A 20,726-nucleotide genomic window follows, 5' to 3' on the forward strand; every position below is an offset into this window, starting at 1 on the left:
TTGCAGGTAATGTTGAATTTTCAGCTATAACCTCAACGTTTCCGCCATCATTTGGCAGTAGTGTGTAATTTCCTCCACTAGTTACCAAATCACTTCCATCAACGCTTTGTATAGTCTCACCAGCACCAACACCAGCAGGAATGCCCCAAGTTACTTGCGCGCTTGCGTCATAGATATATAAAACACCACCACCTGCGCCTATAGGTGTCGTGGTGTCTGTGCTGTAAACCCCCTCTGTATCTTTCGCGTTTAGTGAGCGAAGTACAGATCTTAAATTACCAATGGACACAGCAAACCACTTACCCAGCTCTGGAGCTTGAGTCGGGTCTGTTCCTGTTGGTGTGTATGGCAAATCCTGGTTTGTGCGCCACAATGCATCCTCAAAACCAACAATAGATTTAGATGAAAGAACATCATTAGTACCTGTTAGCTCTGGAGTGTTTGCGAAATCACCTATTACATCCCAACCGGCGTTAGATTCCCAGCTAATGTACGGGATTAAATTAGGGTCATCTTTTGCTAGTGGGTACGCGCCTAAATTAATAGAATACCCAAGAGCAACAGCAGGACTTAATTTAAATAAAGCGCCGTTGTCGTTTAAGTATTGATTGTAAGCCGTGTAAGTTTTTGATCCAGAGTAAAGCCCGTCATCAAGCGGAACTCCTGAGAAGTCACGAGCTTTTGCTAAGTATTCCGCTGTTTGGTCCCCACTAAAGGGAAGATTGTAATCAGCCATGTTTTATTTATCCTATACTGTGATTAATACATAAGAGTCGCTGTTTCCGTCTCTGAATTTACTTGCTTCTGCCGCTAGGTTGAATACCGTAACATTTGCGCCTTTTATTGCGCCACCGGCTAAGCCAGCGTTGCTAATAGATACAAAATCAGTTTGTTTTGTTCCTTCGATAGCCGTTGTGGTTGCTGTGGAAAATCCACCATCTAAGCCCCACCTGCCATCGCCAGAGCTTGAATCTGCTTGTGCCGTTGCTGTAACTGGTGGCGCAGTTCCAATTGTCTGAGTGGCAAAATTTGTTGCTGTTGCTCCAATTCCGCCGCCATTAAATGTGCCGTCTTGCCCTGTTTGAATGTCTGGTGGTGATTCTAACTCACCAACAAATCCACTAAGCGCACCGGCAGAGCCAGAAGGAATGCCAGAGCCACCACCGCCACTTGTTGCAACACCAACAGAAACGCCAGCTGGATCATCTGTTACATAAGTCGTTGCTGCTGAAGATCCACCACCTCCACCAGCAGCATACATTTCGCAATCTGTAACGTAAGTATCAACAGTTCCATAGTTAAGATATAACTCTGATTCTATTCCGTCAGACTGGTATATATCACCGCCATCTGTTGCGTTAGTTGTTGTTGCTGCTCCTGCGAATCTTGAGTTAGTTACAGAAGCGTCACCACCATCACCACCACGAGCTGAAACTTTAGAGCTGTTAGTGAATATAAGTTTTATAACACTTGCCGCATCAAACGCACCAGCCCTAATGGATGGCACGTTGTTTGCCGTAGATCCTATTGTACACTCATCAAAAACAAATGTTACATTAAGCGGCTCTGGTGGCGCGCCTGCCCTCGCGTATAGATTGACATCGAAAACAGTACCGCTTATAAATATAGTTAAATCGCCGCCTGGTGTTGATGCTATCAATGGCACGTAACTAAGAGCCTTAACATCGTACATTCTGCCAACACCGTTAAGATTTGGCTTAATCTCTATCAATTGAGATCTGATTCTAGCCTGCAAAAACTCTCCTGATGGCGTTTGCGAGTCCCTTGTTACTATATCAACCACATCACCAATTCTGCTATTAGCTAGCTTACGCTCTTCCATTTTAAAGCTTAGCTCTTCAGGTGTCCTTGCGAATCGCTGAACATAACGAGACACAAGTATAAAAGCGCTATCAGGCGTTATAAAGTTACTCGGCTCAAACTCTTTTACTTTTATTGATCCGTATAAATCCGAAGATTCAGTTGTAATATCTTTGTGCAATGTCAGCTGAGAATAATTTGTTTCATCTTCATTCTCTGCTTGGAAATCTTTTTTATTATAAATGTAAGCTCTGCTAAACCGTGTATTCGCGCTTGTCGAGGTTCTTAGGTCGCTTAAATCATTCTCTTCTGTAATTGTTCTTATTGATTGTTTCCACGCTGTTGTTGCACTTACAACGGCTTTCTGTATTGGCTGGTCTAGCCACATATCTATCATGTAATCAGTAAGTAAATGATTGATTAACTCATCCGCCTCAGTTGGCGAGTGAAACACACCGTACAAAAAAGCATTTTCATTCCAGTCAGAAATCTCATCATCCCACTGAGTGAAATCAACGTAAGCAGAAAGACCTACAGCGTTAAAAATATCTTGCAGAACATTAGATAAAAACGTCTTACTCATCACATAACAGATTTGCACCGTTGAATCTATCGTATGATTGTTTGTGTTCGTCTTGTAAATTGTCGTTGTATCAACCGCTTGATACTCAGAGCCACGAGTGTAAACAGTTAAGTTATTAACGTTAATGCTTTGGATTCGCATTAGCTCTTTATCGATTATAATCACATCTTCAGCGGTAAATAACGACCCGTCATCAACTGGAATTGTTGTTGTTACATCGTCAATATCAACAGTTAATTTAGCTTCTGTTGGTATTGGGAATTGCTGGCTAAATGCCTCCAAATCTTTCAATGCGTCCTTTGCGCTTATTGAGAATTTGCCTTTTGTTAGCGTGGCTTTCTCTATAAAGTGTGTTGACGCACTAACTTCAACCGGCGTCTCTGATTCTGGCGTTATAGTGTAATAATGCGTGATTATCTTTTTACCATCTAAAACATTGCGAGCTTTCAGCTTTCCAAAAAATGTACCATCTTCGCTAAAGTTAATCGGCCCTGGATCACCCTCAAAATCCGTCATAGTTAAGGACATTGTCCCTCGGCTTGCCATTCCTTCACCCGGCTTTAATCTTGCTGTCGATTCGCTTGCACTTGATACGCAACGCCAAACAGAGCTATTCAATTGAGACTTTATACCGATTGCTGTTGATGGCGGACTCATTATAGGTGCAGCGTTTCTCGTGAAGAAAAGCGAGTATTCAGAATCGCTACTCTCCTCACAGGTTACCGGCGTGTGCCATGCTTCGGTCAAGTCACCAACTGGCGTGCATACTGTGCAATATGGTAAAACCAATTCGTAAACAACAAAGTGGCTTTGTTTGAAATTCTCTTTAATTGTCAAAATAAGGCCTCCGTTGATTTTGCAAACGCATTAAAGTTTATTGTCGAAACACCTAAAGACCTTGTTTGAGCGTGTGCTTTTGTCATAGCTGGAACTGCATTGAAACCGGCGTAAGAGTGCGTTTTATCACCATCCTCTAATATATAAAAGGTATTATTAGCAGCGAAGTTAATAAAATTATACCAGCCGTCAAAGTCTCTTATAATATTATTAGGAACAGTTAAAACGCATTTCAATGACCGAGATTCATAAGATAAATTAATAGGCGAGTTATTAAGCCCAACCGCTGAGCGAGCTTTGATATTTGGAACTGTCCACGGGCGATTATAACCGCTTTGCTCTCCTCTTGGTATTTCGTAATACTCGCCTATCGCAATCTCTGCTATTGATATTTGACCTGTACCTTTCACGATAACAGTTACGCGCCTAACTCCTGCTGTGTCAACTTTGTACATTAATACATTTGATTCGTTTTTACCTAATTGCGAATCATCAACAGTGCCACCTAAACTAACGGTTAAATCAAAAGGGTCGTTAGATACTAGCTGCTCACTACTAACAGTTTGCCAGTATATCGGCTCAGGCTCGTTTGATGTCGTTACCTGGATAGAATCTTTTTTTGCAATGTTACTGCCGCCGATTGCAATATAGCCCACGTAAATCTCAGCAGGAAAAACGAAAGTAATAGTTACCTGCCCGGCTAAAGTGTCAGTATAAACAGAAGAGTAATCACCGTCAGTTATTACATTAATATCCTGCAATGCGCTATCTGGTAGCGCTGTTATTGTTGAAGTGCTTGCTATGTTTGTTATTGATGCGATCATGATATAGCCCCGTTTACTGTTGCTTCGTTCAGTATACCATTAAGTGCAACAGCTAGCGCGTCATTATCTCCAGACTCGAATCTGATTACAATATCCCTACCAAGCCCCCCTTCTTCTGTGCTACTAACCGCTAGCTCGCTTGTTGGCTCAGGCACTTCCGTGACAGCCGCGTCACCTCCAGCCGATGAAACAGACCCGCCGCCCTCTGAAGCGCTAAGCACATTACCCAATTGAACAGCACCAGCAACGGCAACGGCAGCGGCCCTTGCAAAAGCTGTATATGGATCACCAGACCCCATTTGATGCATTACTGCCACTGCTGTTTTTGTTACAACTAGACCAGCATCAGCGGCCTTGTTACCCTCGAATATTTCACCTGCTACATCAAGAGCAACGCCTGCGTATATTTGATCGCTTGTTGCCTGCCCTTTGTTTTTCTTGTCTGTGTCTTTTAACGCTGATTTCTTTGCTTTTTCATCTGCCTTTGCTAGTCGATCAATGCGCTCAAGCTCTTCTTGTTCGGCGGCATTATCTAACTCCATAATTGCCTGTATAAATTCCTTATGAAGCTGCAATTTAAGCTCGTTATTTTCACTGGCAATTATTAGTTCACGCTCTAACTTTTCGCCTAGCAATAATTCCTCAGATTTAAATCTATCTTCTAATGCAGCTAGCTCATCACCAGTACCGCCAGTTCCACCTACGGCAGCACCGCCAAGAGTCGCTGAGATATCGCCACCTTTAGGAGTGGTTGCGCCCTCGAGCCTGACTATCTGCTCGCCTAATTCCTCAGCCCTCGCGGTTGCCTCTTCTATCTGAGAAGTAAGCAGAGTAACCCTGTCTGATTGGATGCCCTTACCGCCTAGCTCACCGCCCTTGCTAATTGCATCGTTAAGCTTTTCCTGAGCCTCTGCAACTCTTTCTATTGCTTCTTTTTGCAAGTTCATTGCTGAGTTTATATTTGTTACGTCTGCCGCATCTTTAAACGAGTTTATGAAGTCTATAACAACCTGTGTTGCTTGCGGCACGACAGTTATTACACTGCTAAAAAATTCACTAAGCATTGGAGCTAATTGTGCCGATATCAATGTGCCTGACTTGCTAAGTGAAGCTGTCATTAAGTCAAAGTTAGTTGAAACAACCTCAAGCCCCTTTGCTTCTTTCGACGTTATTGCCATTGATTTAGATACGTTGTCATATCTATTTCTCAGTTTATCAAGCTCAACATTGTTATCAGCAAAAAGAGGTAGCAATCTTGAAAGGTCATTACCCATCGACTCAAGAACAAACGTCATCTCATTTGCGCTTGCTCCAGCCTCTTCCATTTTACTAACCATCTGCCCGATAACTTGATCACTACTCATGTTCTCAAATTCAATTGCAGCAGCCTTTGCCTGATCTTTAGTTAGCCCTATAATATCGGCGTAATCTTGAAACGCACCAGTTCCGACCTTTCCAAATTCACCCATTTTATCGGATAAATCTTTTGAAATATCAGCTATTTGTTCTGCATTGATTCCGTATTGGCTTGTTGCAAATGACAGGGATTCAAAATCTTGAGTTGATAGCTTTGCTTGTCTTGACAATAGTTCAAGTTCTTTTTGTGATTTAGCGGATGATACGATAATTGCAGACATTGCAGTCGCTAGAGCAAGCCCCGCAGTGGCTGCGGCCCCAAGTGTTTTAGCAACCCCTATTGATGTTGCGCTTAACTTTTTAAATGAGCTATCGTTTTTCTCAGTCTGCTTATCTAGCTTATCTAGCTTCTTATTGACAGATAACAAGTCGGCCTCAAGCTTCCCAACTTTTGAATCCAGCTGAACTATTAATGGTTCTGTTGCCATGATTAAACCTCTTGATTCATGCCTAGAAATTCGTTTGAAGCGCCGTTTCTTTTGCGTTCAAAATTAAGCATTAATGATAAATCTTGCTTGTTACTATCTTCTAGCTCGGCAAGGCAGCGTATCTCTACAAAATCCAAATTCCAAGCTTCGGAAGGCTGAATCTTTAACTCTTTAACGCAGTATTTCCAGTAGCCGAAGTGGTCAAAGTCAAACGCTTTTAGCTTTCTCTTAACTGGCGTTTGATAACTGCATATTACTTTTTTAAATTGCTAACATCCATTTCAAACTGCTTGTTTATTTCGTGCGCAATAGGAACCAAAACAAAAGTCCAAGGCTCAGACATATCACCAGGTCGATCAGTAGGCAACCAGCCGACTTTAAACATCGCATCTTCTATTTCTTCAAGCGGAATAGATTTATCTTCAGTTCTGATTAGTGAATGAAATAAATGCGCAGCTGTTTCGAAATCAACAATTTCATATAATTTGCGCATACGAACAACAAGAGATTCGTCTTTCGATTCCGCATAAACCTCCATGAATTGCAGTAACGTACACCACAAGTCTTTGCCGGTTGCTTGCTTGAATTGCTTCATGGCACCGAGTGACATCTTACAAGGATATTCTTTATAACAAAGCTTCATAGCTTCCCCGATAAAAGTAAGCGCCCATAAAGAGCGCGATAATATAACGATTTAATGTTAAGGCGTTTGAGGTGTATGCGTCACAACTCCGCTAGACATAAGCGTAAGTGACGTTGAAACTTTATCACCATGCGGCAAAGCATCGCTTAAACCAGTTGGTACAAATGTCCCAGGGATAGTTTCCCCTGTTGCACCATAAGTCACAGTGTAAGCGCCTTGCGTTCCTGAAAACGAGTCTGCACGTACTTTTTGATATTGTGCGTCATCATTGTAAACACAAGTTAAAGCAACCTGAAATTGCTTTGTTGCTAACTCTGCGTCTAGCAAAACAACCCAGTCACCAAGCGATTTGTTACTAATATTAATTGGAGCTCCGTTAAATGTTACGGTAGCTTCACCTTGTCCAACTATCTCACCTACGCTATCAGAAATGATAACGAGCGTTCCATTCAATTCACCTGACATAATTTTTACCTCTGTTTGTTTAGAGTGTTATTATACACCCATTAGTTGAATTAATTAAATTCTGCTTTGAAAGCTTGTGTAATCTATATTTACATCGCGCCTATAGTGAGCGCCATCAATAACAGGCTGTGCAATAGTTACCTCGCCTATCTGCACATCGTCAATAACAACGCCGTTGTAATAAGTTTGTTTTAATGTGTCGATTATTTCTAATTGTCGATTATCAAAAGTTTTTGCATTTGACTTTATGAACACTGATACTCTAAATATCCCGCGCTCATCGTCACTTGAAGCTGATGTTTTTCCGCATGAATCAGAAGTTGCTGGAATAAAGTAAGCCGCCATAAAATCATCTTTGCCGGTCGGATCAAACCCTGCGTTCTCGTAAGCAATGTCGGTAATCGCCAATGTTTCAAGCTTAGTTAATAATGAATTTCTTATTGATAGTTGACTCATTTAATGCGCCTTATTGCTGTTTGCATCTGCGTTATTTCACGGTTAACCCAGCCGCGAGTACCTGGCACTATAGCCCAATCTGTATAGTTTAGTCGGTTAATGTAAGGCAGATTATTCGCGTAATAAATATTTAACCCTAAAACGTAATCAGGCATTCTAGCTAATCTAGCTAGTGAATCAGCTCCGCCTTTTGATGCTGATGATGGTAAAGTTTCTAGTGGTGTTCCGTCACTTAGAAACCAACCGTTTCTTGCCATGCCCTCAAGAACCGGAGTTCCTACTGCAATATTTGATAGCCCCTGCAAATAAATGGCGCGCAGATGATCGTTCATATCATTAACGCGATCTTCTATTGCGTCTTTAACCTTTCTAAGTCCATGCAATGGCATTACTGCTGCCTGACCAATGCAATGTAAGCAAGCGGAACACCTGACGGCTCTTTGACATCTACATCAACAACAATTAATCTAGTTGTGCCATTTTCTATAATGTCATTAGGGCTTATCAGCACATCGCCATTACTGACCATTAGGCGATCACCCGCTTCTATTAATGAAGAGAATGTGCCGGTATTTGATTGCCCTATATTTTCTGTCGTGCTTTTAAATATCGCGTCAACTAATAACACTGGGCTTTCAGTTGGTACAGTTGGGTTTGTTGGTGTGCCATTTCCTCCGACCATTTCTATTAGGTAAACTAACGGAGCTGTTGCAGAGCTTGTTGCTCCTATAGCCTTGTTTAGTCCAGACCTTACCTTTGCTTGAATATCAACACCAGCCATTAGATCCACTCCTGCCCAAAGTTCTCGCGATACAAACCACCACCAGTGCCACAAGGAGAGCTTGCGAAGCCTGCCTTGGTAAGTGGATAGAGCGAGTTAGTAACGCCCTGTATGGTTGCATTTAGCTTCTTGCTTGTTCCGTCTTGATATGTTTCAGAGTAAACACCTTGAACGTTAAATCCTGACAAGTCTTGACCGTCATTAGTGCCATTTGTTTCTGTTCCGCTGTTGATTGAATCAGAGTAGTAAAGCTGTGCCAATATTACTGATTGCGGTATTGATTCACTATCAACTAATACGCAGTTATTATAAACGCCAGTACGCGGGAAAATGCCAGTCTGAATATCAAACGTTCGATAACCTTGTAATTGCCGCTCTGAATTAAGTAACCCAAGATAACCCTGTCTTAATTGCACCTCGGCTTCTGGATCAGTAGCAGCAATTGTCAATCCGTAATTAGCAGCTAACGTGCGAGCATCTGCAAGATTGATAAAACTATCCGCATCTGCAACGCCCGTACCATCTTCAATTGTTAAAGTCATGTTACACCTTCATGCTTAGCGGGCAGGCCATTTCCAAGCCAATATTCCCATCGTAAAGAGTTAGATCTGCGTCCACTGAGCAAGCAGCCCAAAGTGAAACCTTATCCCCAGGCTCTAATCCTTCGACAAAGCCACCGCCTGAGATATTAGAGGGTAAGTTTTGCGCCGCTCCACGCTCACCCGTTACTCGCTGACTGAATGAAACTAAACCAGTTCCGAATTTCTCAATGCCAAACACAAAGCCTATAACGTTGTTGTTGGCACTCGTTGAAATGTCCAGCCATGCGTGAGGCGTTCTGTAGTCCCCTGCACCGTTAGCCCCTATTACAAGTTCACCGCCGACAACTGAAACCTCGCCGCTCGCTGTTATTTGAGTAAGTCCATTGACCTTAACATAGCCGTTATAGCTTCCTCCTGTGGGTGGTTGTGGCGTTGTTGGTGGTGGTAGTTGCTCGTCACCTGTTCCTGTTATTGATACAGGACCAAGTAGACCATCAGTTGCCACGGTATTACCGAATGATGCCCTGCTATTTAATAAGACGCTTAGATTTGGATCTTGATTAACAACAGGATTAATTGGATCTGTATTGTCTACCAGATTGCCCGTTACAGTTAAGACTGCGCCGCCGCCTTGCCCTGCAACTTCTGACAATATCTTTTCAAGCAATTCATTTCTAATGCCCATCTAAAACCCCTTTGTTATTTCTGCTAAGTATTCATTAGCGTACAACACCAATTGATAATTAACGCTAACTCTTGTATTGACAGTTTTACCTTGCGCTCTAAATCTCACCCAAGTCTTTTCACCTATAGCTACCGGGTTGCCGCCAAAGGTAACAGGGGGTGACGCATCAGAAATTTCATTGACATACTTGGCAATATATGCCGCGCCGTCAACTGACAATTGAAGCCTAATTATAGCATCATCATTGCGGGAGCTTGTGCTGTGTAGTCCATTCAAAAAAGCCGTGTGACCATCTGGTACAACATAGTGACACATCTCTGTTTGACCGTTGCCTGCGTCTATTCTAAACTGTACATCTCCAGCAACTTCCGCTGTACCTGTTATATTTGCAGCGTTAACAACGGCTGAATCTGGTGCCACCTGTGAACTGTAAACACTTAGGAATTCATTAATTGTTGTTGTTGCGCCAACACTTAAAGTTAAAGTCTCTGTCAATAGATTATAATCATTATCTACGCCTCTAATTATAATATCTATCACATCCGTTGAAGCTACAACAATCTTCTCAGCGGTCGATAATCTCACTAGCGTTCCGCCCACGCTCCATACGTCCTCCTCGTCTGATGTGTCAACATCTGGATTATATGCAAACTTAGCAACCTGTAAGGCTTTTTCTGGATTCAATCCTGCGGATATCGCCAAGCTGCCAGCCAGTATTCCACTTGAGCCTGTTACGATATTCTCTAGTAATTCATTGCGTATACTCATTAAGCACCGCCAAGGGCTAGTAGCCAGTCTTTAAGGAGGGAGTTTCTATTGCTTGGATTTGTTACCGTTCCGCCTGCCGCGATAACGATATCAGCTAATATAGTGTTCATTGCTCTCATTGCCATTTCTCCATGAGATAAGGGCCGAAGCCCCTTTATTTAATTGCTAAGCCTTAGCGCCTGCTTTTACTGCTTTATCAAATAGGTACTTGGTCAATTTGTCCTGACCCTCTGCCTTGATTGATTTGCCTTTAAAGTTAAAGAATGAAAAATTATTCTTGTCACAAAGCTTTGCTTTAGGGTTTCGCGCGCGTAGAACTGCAGCTTCTTCTAGCGTAAACCCGTCTTTAATGAAAATATCGGTCATAATCAATCCTTAAAGTGTGATTGCGGCAACTAACGCCGTGTCTTTTGTGCTAGTTGCAACTTGAGTCCAGTTAGCTGCTAGAGCTAAATCGGCATCATCTGGCTGAACAGGCCCCGCGTAAGTCATGCCCTTAACGCCTAAATTAAAGCTAGCTTCCTCTTTAATTAGCTGCTTGGCATTATCAAACTCAGTCTTGGTTTCAGTGTAAACGCGAGAGTCGCCGTTATCTTCGACCATAACGCCCATAGGAACGAAGCCAAGTTGGTAATAATTATCTGTCCCTGCATTATCGAAGAATAATGCCGGTGAATCAGTCATTACTAAGATGCGATTAAATCCATCGTCCATAACCTGAACATTATCAAACACGAATAATCTGTTTGAGTTCGCTAGGGAGTTTGCATAAATATCATGCAATGATTTACTGTGCATAATCCAAGTTACAAGGGATGCAGAGCGATCACCAAATAAACGAGCCGCACTATTTAAGCTAGTTAAGTTTGCTACTGCAGCAGTCCCGCCGTAAGTTAAGCCTGTTGTAGTTACAGCAGCAACAGCAGCAGCAATAGCGCTATTTAGCATGTACTGGAACTTAGCTTTACCTACTTGCTCACCAAACGCAATGCCAGCCTCTTGAGGGTCGCGTAACGTCCAATCAAATTGTGAGCCGGTATATTCCATTGGCAAAGAACCCATGCCAACTTTAACAGCAGCTTCTTTCAATGTAGCAAGTGGAGTTGATGCAAGCGCAGCAACTGAAGAAGGATCTCGGTTCCCGTATAAACCAGCCATTAACGCATAAGCAGATTTTTCAGCTAAGTCACCGGCATTATCTGCCGCGCTCACTAAACTTAAAGCGTTACGTGTCGCGCCGTTCCACAAGTCTACTTGCTGATCGACGACTTCAGTGGACGTTAGTTGCGTCCACTTGTTGAAAATATCAAAATTACTTAAAGCCATTGGTAGTACCTCTATTTATAAAAACTATTGTCCGTGTTTAGCTTCCATGTACGCTTTTTTCTGCGCCATTGATTGAGAGCTAAATGGTTTACTGCTATCGAATGCGGCACCACCGCCATTACTATTTTTTGTGTCTGCCCCACTGGAATCGACACCTTTTAAAACTGATTTCCACGTATCGGACTCTTTGGCACTACCAAGGAAGTCTGCAACGCTTGTAAATTGCTTGTCACCGTCTGTGATTGTTGTAACGGCTTCACCTTGTTCATTATACGACACTTTTGTAATTGATGCTAATTGAGTCTTGACAAATGGCTTAAAGCGGTCATCAACGTTACTTAACACTTCGTTAATAGCGTTGTCAGAGTGAATTTTATTAAGTCGTGACTCAGCCAGCTCCTGCAATTGTTGGCTTGTCGCTGTTGCCGTTGCCAGCTCTTTAGCGTGAAGCTCGCTTAATTCATCCCACTTTTGATCATTTGCTAACTGCGCTTTTTTTGCGTCACTTGCAACCTTGTTGGCCGCTTCAATCGCTTGCTGTGCTGCTGTTATTTTTTCACCATCAGCCCTGCGCTCACCGATTAAATCATTGTTCTTTTGCTGTAGTCGCTCAACTGCTGCTGTAACAGCGTCATCCAATTGCTCTTGTGTAAATGTTGCATCTGTCATCGTATAACCCTCAAGGTTTGTTGTGTGGCTCAGCCACGGTTAGTAAATTATATCACTTAGCTTGCTCGTTTAAAACTCTTGACAATTCGTTATCTTTTTTCTTTAAATCTTTAATTGAAATTGGGTTGTAAGTGCTGTCAATTGTCTGTTTAGCGAATAGTGCGTTGTCATCCATCTTGCGAAAAGCTTTACCTAAAGTAGGGCCTAATACGGCGTCCTGACTTGCGGCGTCCAACTTTCCTAATTCATTGTAATAAATAGCCTTGCTTGATACGCGCTTTTTATCCTTATCGCCGTCGACTTCAAACGTGCTAGGTCTCTCACTTGCTGAGTCATCATAACGGTATCTAGCATCAACCTCGTAAATCATTCTCGATCTACAATTTGGATGAAGTGGCGGGAATGGTATGTTATTGGCATTTTGTGGAAATACTTGTTGATCTAAACTCCTGCACTGCTGAGAGGTGTCACCGTCAAGCGTGGCAATGAATCTATAACCAGTTAGCACTTTATCATTCTTATCAACAAAAGCCTTTGTTGCTGCGTTAGCGTAATGATTGGTTGCTGTCCTTGCCATTGTCTTAGCGCCGTTACTAGCTCGCTTTAAATCATCTGGCAGCGCGCTCATTATTGCATTGGCAATCTCTCGATTAGTGCCACCGGTTAGAAATCCAGCTTCGGCAATGCTGTTAATCATATCAGCATACTTTTTCCAGTACGCGTTAACATATCGATTGTAAGTAGTGAATTGCTTATCGCCTACTTTCATAGGCGAGCCGATAGCAATAGAGTTAACCGCGGCAACAGTAGGAGCTACGGCAGTGTAATCTACTGCAACAGTAGTTAAAGTTTTAGCGTTGAACTCGTTTTCATGCTCGGCTAATTCCTTGTTATTCTCTTTATATTCTGCCGTATAGCCTTGTAATTCACCGCGATTAATAGCATCAATTTCGTCTAGAACTTCGTTACGCTGCTCAGTGGTTAGCGCTCGAGCAGGCATCTTGTTTAAAACCGCGCCCACTCTGGCATCTATTCTTGCTAGGTATGGATTGACAGCCAAGCCAAAGCCAGCAGCCACGCGCTCTAAATAGATACTGTGGGACGAGTAAATGCCGGTCAATACATCATTGCTAGCCATTAGCCCGCCTCAACACAAAGCATATCAACACAAACACTAGCCGCGCTATTATTTTGAAGTGTTACCGTGATGGATTTTACCGGGCTTTTAGCAAGTGACTCGTAACCAATCACCTTTAGAATCGCGTAAAAATCAGACTCTTTAGCATTCAGCCCGTGCTTTGTTGCGCTGCCCCAGTCCCCGCCATTTACAGATAGTTCTATAGGGTTACTTAAGGTTACTTTAACAACCAAGTTAAACACCTGGTCAAAGTCTCCGTAATATTGGCACGCCGAAAGCACTTTCCACATAAAGCCGCTTCCTTTTCTGCATTCGTGTACAGCCATTATTCACCCGCCTTTAATGCTGCATTCTCTTCTTTCAAGCGCTCAATTTCAGCCTCCAATGTCGCTTGCTCTTCAGTAGTTCCACCAGGCACAAAAGCCTCATCTTCAATCGCTGTTTTGATTTCGTCATTTGTTAGCTTAGTAAAGCCAGCCTTACGAGCTGTATCGCCAAAGCTTGAAGGTGGCAACATGCCTTGCTGAACTGCAACAATGTGAGCGTTAACTTGTTCTGGTGTCATATCATCAGTGACAAACTCAGTGTTGAGCGTGTAGCTAATTGGAGTTGCGATACCTTTGAACAATTGCATCCACTCAAGCACCTGATTAAGCCCTGACGTTGCATTCTGGCTGATTCGTTTAAGTGTTGATGTACTCGCCCCAAACTCCATTTCCTTAGCGCCTAGCGTTGCCGTTGAGCTTGTATCTGTTACTACTTGAGCGCCTAACATAATCATTCGTTGCTCGTCGCGCAGCATTTCAGCAGGGATTGCTCCAGTTGCTTCAATCTGTAGTATTTCAACCTTGTCATCTTGCTTTAATAGGTTGCGACCCTTTGCACCTACATCAAGGCCGTTTGGATTATTTTCATCAAACTCAGTCGTGTCCATAGATGTAAAAATATTCGTCATACCCTGCCCGTGATAATGCAGGTTATCTCGGTTATCAGCGTCTAGAGTGTAGTGCCCTAAGTTTTGAGAGCCCAAGTCAAACATCGGTATTGAGCCAATTGCTGGGCTGTTATCATCTGCACCGAAGAATTGAAACGGTATTAAATTAAAAAGCTTACCACTTGCTTTCGGTGTTGCATCACTAACCATTGAGTAAACTTTATCTTTGCTGTTACTGCCTTCTTTACCGCGCCACACTTGATTGTGGTAAACACCATCAATCATTATTAAACGCCTAACTTGCGTCTTAGTTTCATAATCGAAGTCGTTATCTTTAACTTTTTCCTGGTAACTCTCGGTTAATCGTACCTCTTGCAAAGTGTTACCATCTTCACGCCAGTAGTAAATCTGGTCTGATATGTATCCAATCGCTCGCGGGTTATTAGCCTCTTGCTCAGCCATCGTCTGACCATCAGTGCTACCCATATCTGCCAGCATGCCATAGCGACCTACATCAATCATATCATCAGTTACTTTTTGGGCTACTTCGCGAATTGAGTTGCTACCGTCTGCTGTTTCATCCAAGAAGCTCATTTGTGGTGACCATTCAGGAGCAGGTGGCTTACTCCAAATCATACCGCCGTAAGCATCTGAAGTCCTGCCGGTTGCATTGAAGTATTTGGCACGATTCCAGTAATTAAACTTCCGCAGCCTTACTTGCTCGTGATTTGTTTTAGTTGTTCGATACAATGGAGAGCATAATCCGCCACCCATAGCCAACTCAAGCACTGCGTTTTTACCTTCAACAGCTGCGCGTGTCTGCGTCCACAATGGGAGCGCTTGTTCATAGTCTTTGTTCTTATCTAAAATACCCATTGCTTTTGCCTTATGTTAGTTTTGTATATTGTAGCACTTATTAATTATCGATGTTTAATCGCCCACGATTCAGCTTAACCAGATGAGGGCACGCACCCATTATAAATGCGTCCGCTTTGTTTGGTGACTTTATCCCGCGCTTAGCCAAGTCCTTTTTGCTCTCAACCATATCAAGTCCTCGCTTTGAGTAATCTTTGCGAGGCGAACACAGCTCTGTTTTGAGCGCTTCAATCTCTTTTATATCAGAGCTAATGCTTATTAGCTCACTGGCTGGATATTTCATTCCTTTATTCACTGCATTAAACGTATTTCTAAGCCTATCAGCAACATCACGCCACGCTTGAGCCTTTAAGTTCTCAAACTTCTGCTTGTTGGTTATCTTTGGTGCATATTCCTTTTCAGGCATAAAAGCAGCTTCAGCAGCATTAAATTTAAAATAGTCACGCTTGCCGTTATTCTTTAGTATTGCACCTACACCAGCACCCACACCTATTGAATCGTAAATCAAGCGACCGCTACCAACAAATGACCAAGCTCTTAATGATGACTTATCAAGCTCGTCCTCTGCGGCTTTCCACTCCTCGATATATTCACAAATAGCGCCGTTAAACTTAGCTATAGCATTCTTATCCTCGCCACTATCAGCAACATCATAGCCAATAGTTAAAGCGCCAGATAAGTCCATATCTAATTCAATGTGAGAATCAATAGCCGCCTCTATCCATGAGCGCTTAATTATCGCTGCATCATCGTCGCTTCTAGGGATGCCTAAATAAATATGTTGGTACTGTTCAAAGTCCTGCTCTTTCATTTCTTCGATAGTATCTAATAGCGTTTTAGATAGGAATTGATTCTCTGTGTAATTGATTAGCCTTGATACTGTATTGCGAGGAGGGTTTACTATAAAGTGTTGCCAAATGAAATCAGTTATTAAATCAGGGTTAAACGAGATCCAAATCTCTGACCCCTCTTTCCTGATTGTTGGCTCTAATATTTCCCATTGCTCTTTAGTTAGGTTGTGCGCCTCTTCTATCCAAAGAACGTCAGCACCCTCAAATGACTTAATCTCATCAGTGTTTCGCTCAATACCATAAAAGGCAAACTCAGTGCCGTTAGCGTGTTTTATCTCGCTAGCCATGACATTGTAGCCAGTTAACTTGAAGTTGCTTATTTGATTCTTAATGAGCGTATAAACAGAGTCTTTTATTTTATTCTGATAGCGGCGAACACAAAGAAATCTAGTCTTATATTCCTGCCCTATACCAGCCCCCCTACCCGCATACTCCCAGCTCTTAGACGATGCGCGACCACCAAACAATATACGGTTACGAGCCTTGATAAATTTACCGCTATTATCAACCCAAAAATCCTTGAGTGCTGGGTTAAGAGTCGCCATACATATCCGCGAATGATTTAACTACATGAGTATTCTCTGTAACTGTTGGGGCGTTGTCGCCTTGCATTAGGTTGTGCTCTTTCATTGCGGCAATGGCAGATTGCATATTAATCATGCCTTTTTCGGAGTCACTCTTCATAGCACTATCAATTATTTTTTCAAGCTTTTGAAGCTTATCTTGCTTGCTCCATACAAATGACTCATTGCCCATTCTCTTGTGCTTCTCTATAGCCTCCTGAGCCTTAACACCCCTTAACACCCTGCTAGCTGATTGCTCTGCTGTCTTGGGGCTGTAGTGTGCGTCAATAGCGGCTTGCTTGGCATTCTTGCATCCCTGCAAAATAAAGTTTTTTATTAACAGGTCGGAGTCCGGCTCTTTCTTTTTCTTTGTCATAACGAATCAACCTTAGCAAGCACCCTGCGCTTTAGCTCATCCATCATGTCAGTTAACAGGTAGGTTCTTGGAGAGCCGCAGAAATTGCGGATGTCAATCTCACTTCTAGATTTGTTTATTATGCAATTTCCATTCTCACTTATTGAGTAAGTATTGCCGCTCCAGTCTCTCATTTCATTTACATAATGCGTCTGACCTTTCGGCGCCTCTCTGCATATTCGCATTAAATCTTTGTCGTTAATATTTTCCATAAACACCTCTGATGTTTAGTTTCGCCGCACAACGGCTTTTGTTTAGTATAGCATTTTATTCAGCCCATGAAAAAGCCCACTGTTAAGTAGGCTTTTTCTATCCTTATCACCATAGCGGATTAATCTACATGAAGGGTAAAAGTATAAAAACCCTGGCTAATCATTTACTGTGATCCATTATGCTCGCCTAAAGGAGGAAAGGCTCAATCGCTATAATGGCAGTTCGCATGATATACACGCATTGCTATAATCTCATTTCTCTATTATTCGGTTTTCGAATCGTTCTAATTCTTTGCTGTTGAGCTCGTCTTGAATTTATTCTTGCAACATCTTTCAATGCCGTCACTGTGCAGAATAATAAAAGCACAATGCATATAATATCCTTAACCATAGTTAATCCCTTATTGAATAGCGCAAATCCTCAATGTAATCCTGAGACTTACCAGACTTTTCTAAGTCCTTGAAGATTGCTTCTGTTATATCTCGCCGGTTAACCTTGTTTCTCTCGCTGTTGCTTCTTGCATTCCAATAGCCGAACCCTATCGATGTCACAGCAGTTGCGACTACAGCTAACGCAGTCACCGCGCTTGAGTTTACTGTAAGCCACTCCAACATGCCGCCGCCAAGAGTTGCACCCGTTAAAATGTGCTGAGTTGTTTGCGCTGTGTTCATCGTTTGATTGCCTTATCTTTTTTATGATAACGCCTAGCCAGTTATACGCGAGAGTTATCAACGTTGCTAAGTAGACTATCGTATCTTTATTTTGCGCTAGCCACTCCAGCATAATAGCGCCCTATGATTAGTTAATATCCTATTTTATCTAATCATAGTCTATTTATCAAATAAAGGAGGCTTAGTGTCCTTTCCAAATATTTCATCGAAGTGTTTTAAGTCTACTTCTGTCATCTTACTTCCTTATCTAGTTAATAATTTACTTTGACCAATCAAGCCAACGGAAGCATTTAAATACTTTAACTCCATCTATTGCTTTGTTGTAAGTTCCGTACTTTCGCTTTGATATTCTTTTCATACCTCTAAGCTTTCCATGCGCCAAATTTACATTGTCGAGCTTCGTGTCTCTTGAGAGCATTGCGTTTAAGATTGAAAATTTTGGTTTTGTTAAATACAGTTTTTTATGCTTTATGAATAAGTTACAGCAAAGAACATCTATATTAAAGTTTAGCTCTTTCATACTTACCTCTCTTGTTTATTAAATGGTTAATGTATTTATTTTTTAAATTCAAGTGGTACGTAAACTTCCCACCCCTCATTAGATTGCGCATAAAGCACCCCGTCATCACCTAGACCAATAATCATACCTTGGTAGTAAGCATCATTAGGCATAGTTGAAAACTGTATTATTTTAGGTTGTTTGTTTTCAGTTATAGCTTTTTCACTACAGTCGATTACATGATCTAAGTCGTAATCATTATAAAACGCAGCAACTACTCTGCCAGTGTGTTTATCAACAAGCAGGTTATTTGATTCTATTGTGTGCTTATTTAATTTGTCGCTCTTTTCGAATTCCATCATCTTATCCTTTATTTAGTTAATTAATACTCTTTGGTGAATTAAACTTACAGTAAACCCTTTTTCCCCCATCTGATAACTATCTAAGCTTGAAGTAATTGCCTATCTAGCGAGCTATAAAATAACTATATCTATCAAATTGGTCTAATTACTTAGACGGGTACTAAACTTTCCCCCACCAACTTTATTTCTAAAGCTTGTCTAACGATATTCTGTTAAACCTGATCCGTAAAACACGGCTCAAAATTGGGACTATGTTGCAAAGGGCAAGCAGAGCATAGATTTAATTACAGTTTAGTTTATATAGCAATATCGCAAAAGCTTTGATGCTTAAACATGGATTTAGTTTGTCGTGGTAAACCGCTTTATAAAGACACGGCATTGTGAGGATATTTGAAAGGTTGGAGCGTTATATCGGAATCGAACCGATGACATTTAGATTGGAAATCTACTGCTCTACCATCTGAGCTAATAACGCATAAAAAAAGGGCTTAGTATGTAACCCCGTTGATGGAGGGGCGAAATAGATAGACCAAAAGCCCACCGAGATCACAAACTAAACCCTCTATCTAATTTCAATTCAAACAGCCATCACGCTGCACTACCAATTATACTCTTTACTTCACGTATTGCAATTAACCTTGTTAATTAAAGAATCAGCTATCTGCTCTAGCTCTTCAGGTAAAGCTGGAAGCTCATCCCATAAACCAGTTTCATAGAACTCATTAAAATTTGTATGATGCGTCCATTTCCAACCCTCTACCCCGTCTTCGTCGTATAAAGACGCGGCCTCAACATCCCACCCATCTAATAGTAAATAAGTCACCCTTTTAAAATATTCGCTGCCCATAATCTTCCCCATTAAAAGTTAAAGTCACTTTCTGCGTCAGGCTGACCAAACCTCTATTTGCCTTTCGGCTGCACGCTCCCAAGGTAGCGGGAATTCTCTAATGAATCTATTATCGTCCACAATTGAAATTAACTCCAATCGTTTAAAACTATCAATAATTAGAGATTAATCGTAAATCTCTTTTAGCTCTTCGATTATAATATGCCTTTCTTCGTTGCGCCTTTCGCTATCGCCTAAATCTCTACCATCAACGCCATAAGAATTGCCATAATGTTTATTGCATTTTAACTTCGAGCCGTATTCATGCCCGTTGTGCTGATGCTTTTGGTTTTTATGATGCCTTGTCCTGCTCATTTTACACCTTCATGTAACTTATCGTGATTATGGTTAACTTTGCATTGTGCATAAATTCGCGCCCTAAGCGTCTTAGCGAACACCACAAGCTTTTTCTTTGATCCGTTGGTCATTGCGTCAAACTCAAGTTTAGTGAAGTTAAGGGTTGCTGTTGGCTGCCCTAGGCAGCCAACCGGCGCGTGAATAACTTCAACTGTAGAGCAAGCGCTTAAACTAAAGGTTATTAATAACATCGATAGTGATTTCTTCATCTTTTTTAACCTCCTTTAGTATTTCTTCCTGCTCATCTGAAATAACACCCTCTTTAAACTCTGCTTGTTCCGTCTGCATTTCACTTTTTTTATGTATCGTTTTATTTTCATGCTTTAACCTCGATATTTTTTTAGCTTGAAATGAAATTACCAACCAAAATCCACCAGCTATAAAAGCAAATGCAGCTGCGACCTTTGACCAAATTCCGCTAAATAAGCCAATCATTTCCCACCCGCCTTTGTGTGGTTCCTTCCAAAATAAATAGCACCAGAAGCCCCAATTAACACAGCCATACCATTGTAATCAATCACATCTCCAGTGTAGCTGGCCAGCCAAATTTTACCGAGACAGGTTAGCACTGTTAACATGAATGCAACTTTTGCGGCGCATGTTTTACCGTCTTTATCTTCATACAAATTTTTCATATTTATCCTTTGTTAAGTATTAAAACCAACTCATCACTATTACATTGCGTGCAAGTTTGCTTTGAATATTTTGGCTTGGTTG

27 protein-coding genes and 1 tRNA gene are annotated in these 20,726 nt (G+C 41.7%); all 28 read right to left on the minus strand.

Features of this window, described 5'->3' with window-relative positions; all coding sequences use genetic code 11:
• Positions 1–736, minus strand: a 736-nt coding sequence (locus AC4GME_RS05400; RefSeq protein WP_490379101.1) for a hypothetical protein, incomplete at its 3' end; no start/stop codon positions are given.
• 12 nt (positions 737–748) lie between these two features.
• Positions 749–3,241 (minus strand): hypothetical protein, encoded by a 2,493-nt coding sequence (locus AC4GME_RS05405; protein WP_490379102.1) that lies wholly within the window; start codon positions 3,239–3,241, stop codon positions 749–751.
• Positions 3,238–4,002, minus strand: a complete 765-nt coding sequence (locus AC4GME_RS05410; RefSeq protein WP_490379103.1) for a hypothetical protein — start codon at positions 4,000–4,002, stop codon at positions 3,238–3,240. Before AC4GME_RS05410 ends, AC4GME_RS05405 begins: the two co-directional genes overlap by 4 nt.
• 59 nt (positions 4,003–4,061) lie before the next feature.
• Entirely contained in the window at positions 4,062–5,909 is a 1,848-nt protein-coding gene (locus AC4GME_RS05415; RefSeq protein ID WP_490379104.1) for a hypothetical protein, read from the minus strand.
• Positions 5,910–6,162: 253 nt separating this feature from the next.
• Positions 6,163–6,552, minus strand: a complete 390-nt coding sequence (locus AC4GME_RS05420) for a hypothetical protein (protein WP_490379105.1) — start codon at positions 6,550–6,552, stop codon at positions 6,163–6,165.
• A 57-nt stretch (positions 6,553–6,609) separates the two neighbouring features.
• The gene (locus AC4GME_RS05425; protein WP_490379106.1) at positions 6,610–7,017 is read right to left on the minus strand and encodes a phage tail tube protein; all 408 of its coding nucleotides are present in this window, start codon (positions 7,015–7,017) and stop codon (positions 6,610–6,612) included.
• A 54-nt stretch (positions 7,018–7,071) separates the two neighbouring features.
• A complete protein-coding gene (locus tag AC4GME_RS05430; RefSeq protein ID WP_490379107.1) occupies positions 7,072–7,473 on the minus strand; it encodes a phage tail terminator-like protein in 402 nt (133 codons plus the stop codon).
• Positions 7,470–7,862 (minus strand): hypothetical protein, encoded by a 393-nt coding sequence (locus AC4GME_RS05435; protein ID WP_490379108.1) that lies wholly within the window; start codon positions 7,860–7,862, stop codon positions 7,470–7,472. The genes AC4GME_RS05430 and AC4GME_RS05435 overlap by 4 nt, the downstream gene beginning before the upstream one ends.
• Positions 7,862–8,254: a hypothetical protein gene (locus AC4GME_RS05440; protein ID WP_490379109.1), complete on the minus strand. Its 393-nt coding sequence runs from the start codon at positions 8,252–8,254 to the stop codon at positions 7,862–7,864. The genes AC4GME_RS05435 and AC4GME_RS05440 overlap by 1 nt, the downstream gene beginning before the upstream one ends.
• Positions 8,254–8,796, minus strand: a complete 543-nt coding sequence (locus AC4GME_RS05445; protein ID WP_490379110.1) for a DnaT-like ssDNA-binding protein — start codon at positions 8,794–8,796, stop codon at positions 8,254–8,256. Before AC4GME_RS05445 ends, AC4GME_RS05440 begins: the two co-directional genes overlap by 1 nt.
• 1 nt (position 8,797) lies before the next feature.
• Complete coding sequence (locus AC4GME_RS05450; RefSeq protein WP_490379111.1) at positions 8,798–9,481, minus strand: hypothetical protein; 684 nt, start codon at positions 9,479–9,481, stop codon at positions 8,798–8,800.
• Complete coding sequence (locus AC4GME_RS05455) at positions 9,482–10,249, minus strand: hypothetical protein (protein WP_490379112.1); 768 nt, start codon at positions 10,247–10,249, stop codon at positions 9,482–9,484.
• Positions 10,250–10,414: 165 nt separating this feature from the next.
• Positions 10,415–10,615: a hypothetical protein gene (locus AC4GME_RS05460; protein WP_490379113.1), complete on the minus strand. Its 201-nt coding sequence runs from the start codon at positions 10,613–10,615 to the stop codon at positions 10,415–10,417.
• Between the two features lie 9 nt (positions 10,616–10,624).
• Positions 10,625–11,575, minus strand: coding sequence for a major capsid protein (locus tag AC4GME_RS05465; RefSeq protein WP_490379114.1), 951 nt, complete (start codon positions 11,573–11,575; stop codon positions 10,625–10,627).
• A gap of 24 nt (positions 11,576–11,599) precedes the next feature.
• Positions 11,600–12,244: a hypothetical protein gene (locus AC4GME_RS05470; RefSeq protein ID WP_490379115.1), complete on the minus strand. Its 645-nt coding sequence runs from the start codon at positions 12,242–12,244 to the stop codon at positions 11,600–11,602.
• A gap of 52 nt (positions 12,245–12,296) precedes the next feature.
• The gene (locus AC4GME_RS05475) at positions 12,297–13,382 is read right to left on the minus strand and encodes a minor capsid protein (RefSeq protein ID WP_490379116.1); all 1,086 of its coding nucleotides are present in this window, start codon (positions 13,380–13,382) and stop codon (positions 12,297–12,299) included.
• On the minus strand, positions 13,382–13,708 hold the full coding sequence (locus AC4GME_RS05480) for a hypothetical protein (RefSeq protein ID WP_490376491.1): 327 nt from the start codon (positions 13,706–13,708) through the stop codon (positions 13,382–13,384). Before AC4GME_RS05480 ends, AC4GME_RS05475 begins: the two co-directional genes overlap by 1 nt.
• A complete protein-coding gene (locus AC4GME_RS05485; protein ID WP_490376490.1) occupies positions 13,708–15,192 on the minus strand; it encodes a DUF4055 domain-containing protein in 1,485 nt (494 codons plus the stop codon). Before AC4GME_RS05485 ends, AC4GME_RS05480 begins: the two co-directional genes overlap by 1 nt.
• Before the next feature lie 40 nt (positions 15,193–15,232).
• Positions 15,233–16,588: a PBSX family phage terminase large subunit gene (locus AC4GME_RS05490; protein ID WP_490376489.1), complete on the minus strand. Its 1,356-nt coding sequence runs from the start codon at positions 16,586–16,588 to the stop codon at positions 15,233–15,235.
• Positions 16,575–16,982 (minus strand): terminase small subunit, encoded by a 408-nt coding sequence (locus AC4GME_RS05495; protein ID WP_490376488.1) that lies wholly within the window; start codon positions 16,980–16,982, stop codon positions 16,575–16,577. Before AC4GME_RS05495 ends, AC4GME_RS05490 begins: the two co-directional genes overlap by 14 nt.
• A gap of 644 nt (positions 16,983–17,626) precedes the next feature.
• Entirely contained in the window at positions 17,627–17,905 is a 279-nt protein-coding gene (locus AC4GME_RS05500) for a hypothetical protein (RefSeq protein ID WP_490376487.1), read from the minus strand.
• Positions 17,906–18,460: 555 nt separating this feature from the next.
• Positions 18,461–18,763: a hypothetical protein gene (locus AC4GME_RS05505; protein ID WP_490376486.1), complete on the minus strand. Its 303-nt coding sequence runs from the start codon at positions 18,761–18,763 to the stop codon at positions 18,461–18,463.
• 402 nt (positions 18,764–19,165) lie between these two features.
• A tRNA-Gly gene (locus tag AC4GME_RS05510) sits at positions 19,166–19,241 on the minus strand.
• Positions 19,242–19,385: 144 nt separating this feature from the next.
• Positions 19,386–19,613 (minus strand): hypothetical protein, encoded by a 228-nt coding sequence (locus tag AC4GME_RS05515; RefSeq protein ID WP_490376485.1) that lies wholly within the window; start codon positions 19,611–19,613, stop codon positions 19,386–19,388.
• 165 nt (positions 19,614–19,778) lie between these two features.
• Positions 19,779–19,967, minus strand: coding sequence for a hypothetical protein (locus AC4GME_RS05520; RefSeq protein ID WP_490376484.1), 189 nt, complete (start codon positions 19,965–19,967; stop codon positions 19,779–19,781).
• Positions 19,964–20,218, minus strand: a complete 255-nt coding sequence (locus AC4GME_RS05525) for a hypothetical protein (protein WP_490376483.1) — start codon at positions 20,216–20,218, stop codon at positions 19,964–19,966. Before AC4GME_RS05525 ends, AC4GME_RS05520 begins: the two co-directional genes overlap by 4 nt.
• Positions 20,181–20,444, minus strand: coding sequence for a hypothetical protein (locus AC4GME_RS05530; protein WP_490376482.1), 264 nt, complete (start codon positions 20,442–20,444; stop codon positions 20,181–20,183). The genes AC4GME_RS05525 and AC4GME_RS05530 overlap by 38 nt, the downstream gene beginning before the upstream one ends.
• Positions 20,441–20,644 (minus strand): hypothetical protein, encoded by a 204-nt coding sequence (locus AC4GME_RS05535; protein ID WP_490376481.1) that lies wholly within the window; start codon positions 20,642–20,644, stop codon positions 20,441–20,443. Before AC4GME_RS05535 ends, AC4GME_RS05530 begins: the two co-directional genes overlap by 4 nt.
• Between the last annotated feature and the right edge of the window lie 82 nt (positions 20,645–20,726).

The sequence above is a fragment of the Psychromonas sp. genome, from assembly GCF_983033635.1.

What these genes read in the sequence shown, in the direction of transcription:
- AC4GME_RS05415 (WP_490379104.1), bottom strand. Translation starts at nt 5,909, where the DNA reads ATGGCAACAGAACCATTAATAGTTCAGCTGGATTCAAAAGTTGGGAAG.
- AC4GME_RS05420 (WP_490379105.1), bottom strand. Translation starts at nt 6,552, where the DNA reads ATGAAGCTTTGTTATAAAGAATATCCTTGTAAGATGTCACTCGGTGCC.
- AC4GME_RS05425 (WP_490379106.1), bottom strand. Translation starts at nt 7,017, where the DNA reads ATGTCAGGTGAATTGAATGGAACGCTCGTTATCATTTCTGATAGCGTA.
- AC4GME_RS05430 (WP_490379107.1), bottom strand. Translation starts at nt 7,473, where the DNA reads ATGAGTCAACTATCAATAAGAAATTCATTATTAACTAAGCTTGAAACA.
- AC4GME_RS05435 (WP_490379108.1), bottom strand. Translation starts at nt 7,862, where the DNA reads ATGCCATTGCATGGACTTAGAAAGGTTAAAGACGCAATAGAAGATCGC.
- AC4GME_RS05440 (WP_490379109.1), bottom strand. Translation starts at nt 8,254, where the DNA reads ATGGCTGGTGTTGATATTCAAGCAAAGGTAAGGTCTGGACTAAACAAG.
- AC4GME_RS05445 (WP_490379110.1), bottom strand. Translation starts at nt 8,796, where the DNA reads ATGACTTTAACAATTGAAGATGGTACGGGCGTTGCAGATGCGGATAGT.
- AC4GME_RS05450 (WP_490379111.1), bottom strand. Translation starts at nt 9,481, where the DNA reads ATGGGCATTAGAAATGAATTGCTTGAAAAGATATTGTCAGAAGTTGCA.
- AC4GME_RS05455 (WP_490379112.1), bottom strand. Translation starts at nt 10,249, where the DNA reads ATGAGTATACGCAATGAATTACTAGAGAATATCGTAACAGGCTCAAGT.
- AC4GME_RS05460 (WP_490379113.1), bottom strand. Translation starts at nt 10,615, where the DNA reads ATGACCGATATTTTCATTAAAGACGGGTTTACGCTAGAAGAAGCTGCA.
- AC4GME_RS05465 (WP_490379114.1), bottom strand. Translation starts at nt 11,575, where the DNA reads ATGGCTTTAAGTAATTTTGATATTTTCAACAAGTGGACGCAACTAACG.
- AC4GME_RS05470 (WP_490379115.1), bottom strand. Translation starts at nt 12,244, where the DNA reads ATGACAGATGCAACATTTACACAAGAGCAATTGGATGACGCTGTTACA.
- AC4GME_RS05475 (WP_490379116.1), bottom strand. Translation starts at nt 13,382, where the DNA reads ATGGCTAGCAATGATGTATTGACCGGCATTTACTCGTCCCACAGTATC.
- AC4GME_RS05480 (WP_490376491.1), bottom strand. Translation starts at nt 13,708, where the DNA reads ATGGCTGTACACGAATGCAGAAAAGGAAGCGGCTTTATGTGGAAAGTG.
- AC4GME_RS05485 (WP_490376490.1), bottom strand. Translation starts at nt 15,192, where the DNA reads ATGGGTATTTTAGATAAGAACAAAGACTATGAACAAGCGCTCCCATTG.
- AC4GME_RS05490 (WP_490376489.1), bottom strand. Translation starts at nt 16,588, where the DNA reads ATGGCGACTCTTAACCCAGCACTCAAGGATTTTTGGGTTGATAATAGC.
- AC4GME_RS05495 (WP_490376488.1), bottom strand. Translation starts at nt 16,982, where the DNA reads ATGACAAAGAAAAAGAAAGAGCCGGACTCCGACCTGTTAATAAAAAAC.
- AC4GME_RS05500 (WP_490376487.1), bottom strand. Translation starts at nt 17,905, where the DNA reads ATGAACACAGCGCAAACAACTCAGCACATTTTAACGGGTGCAACTCTT.
- AC4GME_RS05505 (WP_490376486.1), bottom strand. Translation starts at nt 18,763, where the DNA reads ATGGAATTCGAAAAGAGCGACAAATTAAATAAGCACACAATAGAATCA.
- AC4GME_RS05515 (WP_490376485.1), bottom strand. Translation starts at nt 19,613, where the DNA reads ATGGGCAGCGAATATTTTAAAAGGGTGACTTATTTACTATTAGATGGG.
- AC4GME_RS05520 (WP_490376484.1), bottom strand. Translation starts at nt 19,967, where the DNA reads ATGAGCAGGACAAGGCATCATAAAAACCAAAAGCATCAGCACAACGGG.
- AC4GME_RS05525 (WP_490376483.1), bottom strand. Translation starts at nt 20,218, where the DNA reads ATGAAGAAATCACTATCGATGTTATTAATAACCTTTAGTTTAAGCGCT.
- AC4GME_RS05530 (WP_490376482.1), bottom strand. Translation starts at nt 20,444, where the DNA reads ATGATTGGCTTATTTAGCGGAATTTGGTCAAAGGTCGCAGCTGCATTT.
- AC4GME_RS05535 (WP_490376481.1), bottom strand. Translation starts at nt 20,644, where the DNA reads ATGAAAAATTTGTATGAAGATAAAGACGGTAAAACATGCGCCGCAAAA.